We start from the raw sequence: 7,494 nt of genomic DNA, 5'->3' as shown, positions 1-7,494 counted from the left end.
ATTTATGTCGATACCCTAGCATCAAACGCCGGTTGCGATAGCATCGTGATCCTCGACCTCATGGTCAATGAGATCTTCCGTGATACCAGTTTCGAGGCTATCTGCTTCGGTGATACCCTGGCCTGGAACGGATTGATGCTAGATTCTACCGGGATCTATGTCGATACGCTGGCATCAAACGCCGGATGCGATAGCATCGTCGTGCTCGACCTGATGGTCAATGAAATCTTCCGCGATACCAGTTTCGAAGCGATCTGTCTGGGCGATACCCTCGCCTGGAACGGATTCATGCTCGACTCTACCGGCATTTACGTGGACACCCTGGCATCAAACGCCGGCTGCGATAGCATTGTCGTACTCGACCTGATGGTCAATGAGATCTTCCGCGATACCAGCTTCGAAGCCATCTGCTTAGGCGACACGCTCGCCTGGAACGGATTCATGCTCGATTCCACCGGTATTTATGTGGATACGCTAGCTTCAACTGCCGGCTGTGATAGCATCGTAGTGCTAGACCTCATGGTCAACGAGATCTTCCGTGATACCAGCTTCGAAGCCATCTGTCTGGGTGATACCCTGGCTTGGAACGGATTCATGCTCGATTCCACCGGTATTTATGTGGATACGCTAGCTTCAACTGCCGGCTGTGATAGCATCGTAGTGCTAGACCTGATGGTCAATGAGATCTTCCGTGATACCAGCTTCGAGGCCATTTGCTTCGGCGACACCCTCGCCTGGAACGGATTCATGCTCGACTCGACCGGTATTTATGTGGATACGCTGGCGTCTGCAGGTGGATGCGATAGCATCATTATACTTGACCTTATGGTCAATGAGATCTTCCGGGATACCAGTTTCGAGGCCATCTGTCTGGGTGATACCCTCGCCTGGAACGGTTTCATGCTCGATTCTACCGGGGTCTATGTCGATACCCTGGCATCAACCGCCGGTTGCGATAGCATCGTCGTGCTCGACCTCATGGTCAATGAAATTTTCCGCGATACCAGTTTCGAAGCCATCTGTCTGGGTGATACCCTTGCCTGGAACGGATTCATGCTCGATTCTACCGGTATTTATGTGGACACGCTGGCGTCTACCGCCGGTTGCGATAGCATCGTCGTACTTGACCTCATGGTCAATGAGATCTTCCGCGATACCAGTTTCGAAGCCATCTGTCTCGGTGATACCCTCACCTGGAACGGTTTGATGCTCGATTCTACCGGAATTTATATCGATACTTTGGCATCAACCGCCGGGTGCGATAGCATCGTCGTGCTAGACCTCATGGTTAATGAGATCTTCCACGATACCAGCTTTGAAGCTATCTGTTTGGGTGATACGCTCGCCTGGAACGGATTCATGCTCGACTCGACCGGTATCTACGTAGATACGTTGGCGTCCGCAGGTGGATGCGATAGCATTATTATACTCGACCTGATGGTCAACGAGATATTCCGCGATACCAGCTTCGAAGCCATCTGTCTAGGCGATACTTTAGCCTGGAATGGATTCATGCTTGACTCGACCGGAATTTATATCGATACTTTGGCCTCAACCGCCGGTTGCGATAGCATCGTCGTGCTCGACCTCATGGTTAATGAGATCTTCCGCGATACCAGTTTCGAGGCCATCTGCCTGGGTGATACGCTCGCCTGGAACGGGTTCATGCTCGATTCTACCGGTATTTATGTCGACACCCTGGCATCAACCGCAGGTTGCGATAGCATCGTCGTGCTCGATCTGATGGTCAACGAGATATTCCGCGATACCAGTTTCGAAGCTATCTGTCTGGGTGATACCCTCGCCTGGAACGGATTCATGCTCGACTCCACCGGTATTTACGTGGACACCCTGGCATCTACTACCGGTTGCGATAGCATCGTCGTGCTTGACCTGATGGTCAATGAGATCTTCCGCGATACCAGCTTCGAGGCCATCTGTCTGGGCGATACTCTCGCCTGGAACGGTTTGATGCTCGATTCTACCGGTATATATGTCGATACACTGGCGTCCGCAGGTGGATGCGATAGCATTATTATACTTGACCTCATGGTCAATGAGATATTCCGCGATACCAGTTTCGAAGCTATCTGTCTGGGTGACACCCTCGCCTGGAACGGATTCATGCTCGACTCTACTGGCATTTACATCGATACTCTGGCGACGGCTTCCGGTTGCGACAGTATCATCGTGCTAGACCTGATGGTCAACGATGTACTTCGCGACTCCAGCTTCGCGCAGATCTGTAGCGGCGACACCTTCGATTGGAACGGCACCCTGCTCGATACTACCGGTATCTACACCGATACCCTGGCGACCGCCTCCGGTTGCGATAGTATCATCTTGCTTGACCTGATGGTCAACGATGTACTCCGCGATTCCAGCTTCGCGCAGATCTGTACCGGCGAAACCTTCGATTGGAACGGTACTTTGCTCGATACTACCGGTATCTACACCGATACTCTGGCGACCGCTTCCGGGTGCGACAGTATCATCGTACTCGACCTCATGGTCAACGATGTACTCCGCGACTCCAGCTTCGCTCAGATCTGTAGCGGCGATACCTTCGATTGGAATGGTGTGTTACTCGATACTACCGGTATCTACACCGATACTCTGGCGACCGCTTCCGGTTGCGACAGTATTATCGTGCTCGACCTCATGGTCAACGATGTGCTCCGCGATTCCAGCTTCGCCCAGATCTGTAGCGGCGATACCTTCGATTGGAATGGTGTATTGCTTGACACCACTGGTATCTATACCGATACCCTAGCCACCGCTTCCGGGTGCGATAGCATTATCGTGCTTGACCTCATGGTCAACGATGTACTCCGTGATTCCAGCTTCGCCCAGATCTGTAGCGGCGATACCTTCGATTGGAATGGCACCCTGCTCGATACTACCGGTATCTATACCGATACCCTGGCCACCGCTTCCGGGTGCGATAGTATCATCGTGCTCGACCTCGCGGTGAATGATGTGCTCCGTGATTCAACCACCGCATCGATCTGCCCGGGTGACTCAATCGCCTGGAACGGCAACTTCTACGATATGGCCGGCATCTATACCGACACGCTGAGTACCGCTTCCGGGTGCGATAGCATTTTGGTACTGGATCTCGGCATATCAACCAACTGTATAGATTCTACCCTACTCAGTATCTGCGCTGGTGATTCTATCGTCTGGAACGGAATGGTATATGATTCTGCCGGTATCTACACGGATACGCTTATGGCTGCGAACGGTCAGGACAGCATCGTTACCCTTACCCTGGATATCCTGCCGACCTTCATGGATACTACTTTTGCAGCGATCTGCGAAGGAGAGCTATTCAACTGGAACAATACGACCTTTGATTCCACCGGAATTTACGTGGATACTCTCAGCGCGATGAACGGCTGTGACAGTATTCTCGTATTGGATCTGCAGGTGGCCGACGGCTTTACGGACACGACACTGGCCCGTATTTGCGTAGGGGAAACCTACACCTGGAACGGCAATCTATACGACAGCACCGGCATTTACACCGACTCTTTACAAACTACCAGCGGCTGTGACAGTATTTTGATCCTGGATCTGGCCGTATTGGATGCCTACCGGGATACTACCTCCGCAATGATCTGCATCGGTGATTCCATCGAATGGAACGGACAGTTCTACGATACCTTCGGTATGTACACCGACACCCTGGTGTCCCAGGGCGGATGTGACAGTATCATTGTACTAAACCTGGGTGAAATTCCCGTAGCGATGGATACCACCCAGGCGGTGATCTGTGCCGGTAACAGCTTTGACTGGAACAACATGACCTTCCAGGATGCCGGTATGTATACCGACACGCTACAGGCAGCGGGTGGCTGTGATTCCATCATCCTGTTCCTGGATCTGCAGGTAATTGATTACCCGCTGGTGGATGCCGGAGCCGATCAGTTGCTGGATTGTAATACCAATGTCGTTACGATCGGCAGCAGCGTACCGGGGCCGAATGAAACTTACCTCTGGGCGGGGCCGGGTATCAACGCCACCAATGCATCAGAGCCAGTCATTACCGTTGACCAGGCCGGCATGTATGTCCTTTCCGCCACCAACCAGGCGGGATGTACGGCCAGCGACACCGTCATGGTCGAAATCGACGTCTTCGAACCGGCCCTGAGTGCCGGTCCGGATCAAAGTCTGACCTGTACCGTTAGCACGGTAACGCTGACGGCAACTACCGATCTGCCGAACGCACAGTACCGCTGGACCGGACCGGGCATCAACGCCGGCAACCAGAACCTGGAAAGTCTGCAGGTAGATCAGGCCGGTGTCTATACCGTCTTTGTTACCGACCCGATTACGGGCTGTAGTTCCGATCCGGTAGAACTAACAGTTATTTCGGACATGAACGAGCCGGTACTGGATCTGGATAAGAGCAACAACCTGGATTGTAATAATTCCAGTCTGACGCTGGACGCCAGTAGCTCGCCGAACCTGAGCGGTATGATCCTCGAATGGACCGACAGCAATGGCAACCCGATCAGCAGCGACATGACCCTGACGATAACCGAGCCGGGCACGTACATCTTTACGGCGACGAACCCGAACAACGGTTGTTCGGCCTCCGAGACCATGACTATTCAGGATAGAAAGAACTATCCGGTAGCGGCGGCCGGGGTACCGCAGATCCTGGATTGCGGTAACGAAATGGTTCAACTGAACGCCAATGGTTCCAGCACCGGACCGAACCTGAGTTACGCCTGGGATACGCCAACGGGCGGTATCGTCGGCAATGCAGATCAGTTTGAGATCTCCGCCGATGCTCCGGGTTGGTACTTCGTCCAGGTAACGGACGATGTCAACGGTTGTACCAACCGCGACAGTGTACTGGTAGAAGCTAACTTCGATGCGCCAATCGCTGATGTCGATGATCAGGTGATCCTGGATTGCTTCGATGATCTGATCCTGCTGGATGGTACCCGTTCTTCAGCGGGGCCGGGTATCAATTACCGTTGGGAAGCGATCTCCGGACAGATCCTGAGCGGCCGCAACAATCCTTCGGCCGTTACCGACAGTCCGGGTACTTATGTACTGAACGTGATCAATATTGAAAGCAAATGTATCGACCGGGATACGATCGTGGTCATTCCACCTAATCCACCGACGGGCGCCACGGTGGAAACTTCCGTCGTCTGTTTCGGTGAAAATAACGGAACTATTTCCGTGAGCAATATTACGGGAGGTACGCCGCCGTACCTGGTAGCCGTCGGTAATGAAGTATTCACCACTCAGTTTGAATACGAAAACCTGGCTCCGGGCACTTACCCGGTAAGAATACAGGATGCGTTCGGTTGTGAATGGACCACGGTAGTCGTTCTGGAAGAACAGCCGCCGATTGAGGTGGACCTCGGACCGGACCTGAGCATCAAACTGGGTGAGACCATCCAGCTCAATACGGATGTGAACATTCCGTTCTCCGAGATCGATACGATCATGTGGGATCCGGCGGATAGTCTGAGTTGCACCAACTGCCTGGATCCGATCGCCGGACCGTACGAGACCACTTCCTTCCAGGTGACGGTAGTGGATACTTTCGGATGCCGGGGCACGGACGATGTGGCAATCGCCGTTGATCTGCGGCCGGACATTTACGTGCCGAATGGTTTCTCTCCGAACGGAGACGGCACCAACGATCGTTTTGTAATCTACGCCGGGCCGGGTATCCGCCGGATCAAAGAACTGAAGATCTTTGATCGCTGGGGCGAATTGGTATTCGAGATCTATGACTTCCTGCCGAACGAGGTGAACTTTGGCTGGGACGGATGGTTCCGCGGTAAACCGATGAACGCAGCGGTATTCGCCTGGTTTACGATTGCCGAAACGATCGACGGACGGGAGATCGTACTGAAGGGAGATCTTACGCTGGTGCGGTAAGAATGGGGATTAGGATAAAGTTTTCTCCGGCTTTTTCTATCTTCACCTCAGAACCAGCTTGAGACGACAAATGCTACAATTTGAGCAAACGGCAGCAGCGTATACCGACAAAACTGCGATACTGGCTTCGGGCCAGCAATATACTTACGAGCAATTGATCCGGGCGGCCCGTAGTTTTGCCACACAACTACTGGCCGGCCGGAACGACCTTAATGAAAGCCGGGTTGCCTATATGGTCGAGCCCGGCTTTCATTATGTACGCACCCAGTGGGCCATCTGGCTCGCCGGAGGCATTGCCGTACCGCTCTGCATCAATCATCCGCCCCCGGCACTGCGCTACACCCTGACCGATTCCCAGGTGGATCAGGTGGTCTGTACTGCGGCCTACCTCGACCTGATCCGTCCACTGACGGAAGACCTTGATCTGGAACTCATCGTGCTAGATAAAACTCTGGAGGCAGATCCGGAGATCGAACCACTGCCGGAGATCGGACCGGACCGCCGGGCCATGATCCTGTACACCAGTGGTACGACCAATCAGCCCAAGGGAGTCGTTTCCACTCATAAAAACCTGCGGGCCCAGATCGAAGTACTGCACCGGGCCTGGGAATGGTCCGATCAGGATCACATCTTATGTGTATTGCCGCTGCACCACGTCCACGGCATCATCAATGTGGTCAATTGTTCGCTCTGGCGGGGAGCGAGTTGCGAGTTCCTCCCGGCTTTCAGTCCAGAAGCCGTTTTCGCGGCCTTCCTGCGGGGAGAGATCAACGTGTTTATGGCCGTACCGACGATCTACTACAAACTCATCGCTCACTACGATACCCTGCCGGCGGATGAGCAGGCGAATATTCAGCGTACGCTGCGAAAGTTCCGGCTGATGGTGAGCGGATCGGCGGCATTACCCGTTTCGGTGATGGAACGCTGGGAAGCGATCAGTGGCCACCGGCTGCTGGAACGCTACGGAATGACCGAGATCGGCATGGCGCTCAGCAACGCTTACGCCAGTCAGCGGTTCCCGGGTCACGTCGGCCTGCCGCTGCCCGGAGTGGAAATACGGCTGCGCTCGGAAGACAACGAACCAATCGACGCGGAAGAAGCCGGTGAGATCCAGGTAAAAGGGCCAACCGTATTCACGGAATACTGGCAAAAACCCGAACCTACCGCCGAAGCCTTTACGGCGGACGGCTGGTTCAAAACCGGGGATATTGCCCAGTTGGATCCCGAAATGGGCTACCGTATTCTGGGCCGCAATTCGGTCGATATCATTAAATCCGGCGGATACAAGATCTCCGCGCTGGAGATCGAAGAAGTACTCCGGCGGCATCCCGCGATCAAAGATTGCGCCGTAGTGGGTGTTCCGAACGAAGAATGGGGGGAAATCGTGGCGGCGGCACTGGTCGGGGTGGACGGTTCGATTGACATTGAAGCCCTGAAAAACTGGTTGAAGGACTACCTGCCGGGCTACCGGATACCGCGTTACTATACGACGGTGGCGGACCTGCCCCGCAACGCCATGGGCAAAGTGACCAAAAAAGAAGTTGTCAAATTGTTTACCAATCCGGCTTAACGGCCGCCACCAAA

The 7,494-nt window shown here is 53.9% G+C and carries 2 protein-coding genes; both read left to right on the top strand.

Annotation, left to right across the window (positions count from 1 at the left end):
• Positions 1-45: 45 nt before the first annotated feature.
• A complete protein-coding gene (locus CRP01_RS38215) occupies positions 46-5,910 on the top strand; it encodes a T9SS type B sorting domain-containing protein (protein ID WP_222845921.1) in 5,865 nt (1,954 codons plus the stop codon).
• Positions 5,911-5,968: 58 nt separating this feature from the next.
• A complete protein-coding gene (locus tag CRP01_RS38210) occupies positions 5,969-7,480 on the top strand; it encodes an acyl-CoA synthetase (protein WP_233752829.1) in 1,512 nt (503 codons plus the stop codon).
• The last annotated feature ends 14 nt before the right edge of the window (positions 7,481-7,494 follow it).

It is taken from the genome of Flavilitoribacter nigricans DSM 23189 = NBRC 102662 (assembly GCF_002646595.1).
In the GTDB taxonomy this organism is placed as follows: Bacteria; Bacteroidota; Bacteroidia; order Chitinophagales; family Saprospiraceae; genus Flavilitoribacter; species Flavilitoribacter nigricans.
Note: the sequence above shows the minus strand (reverse complement) of the source record. Positions and strands in the feature narration are given on the sequence as shown.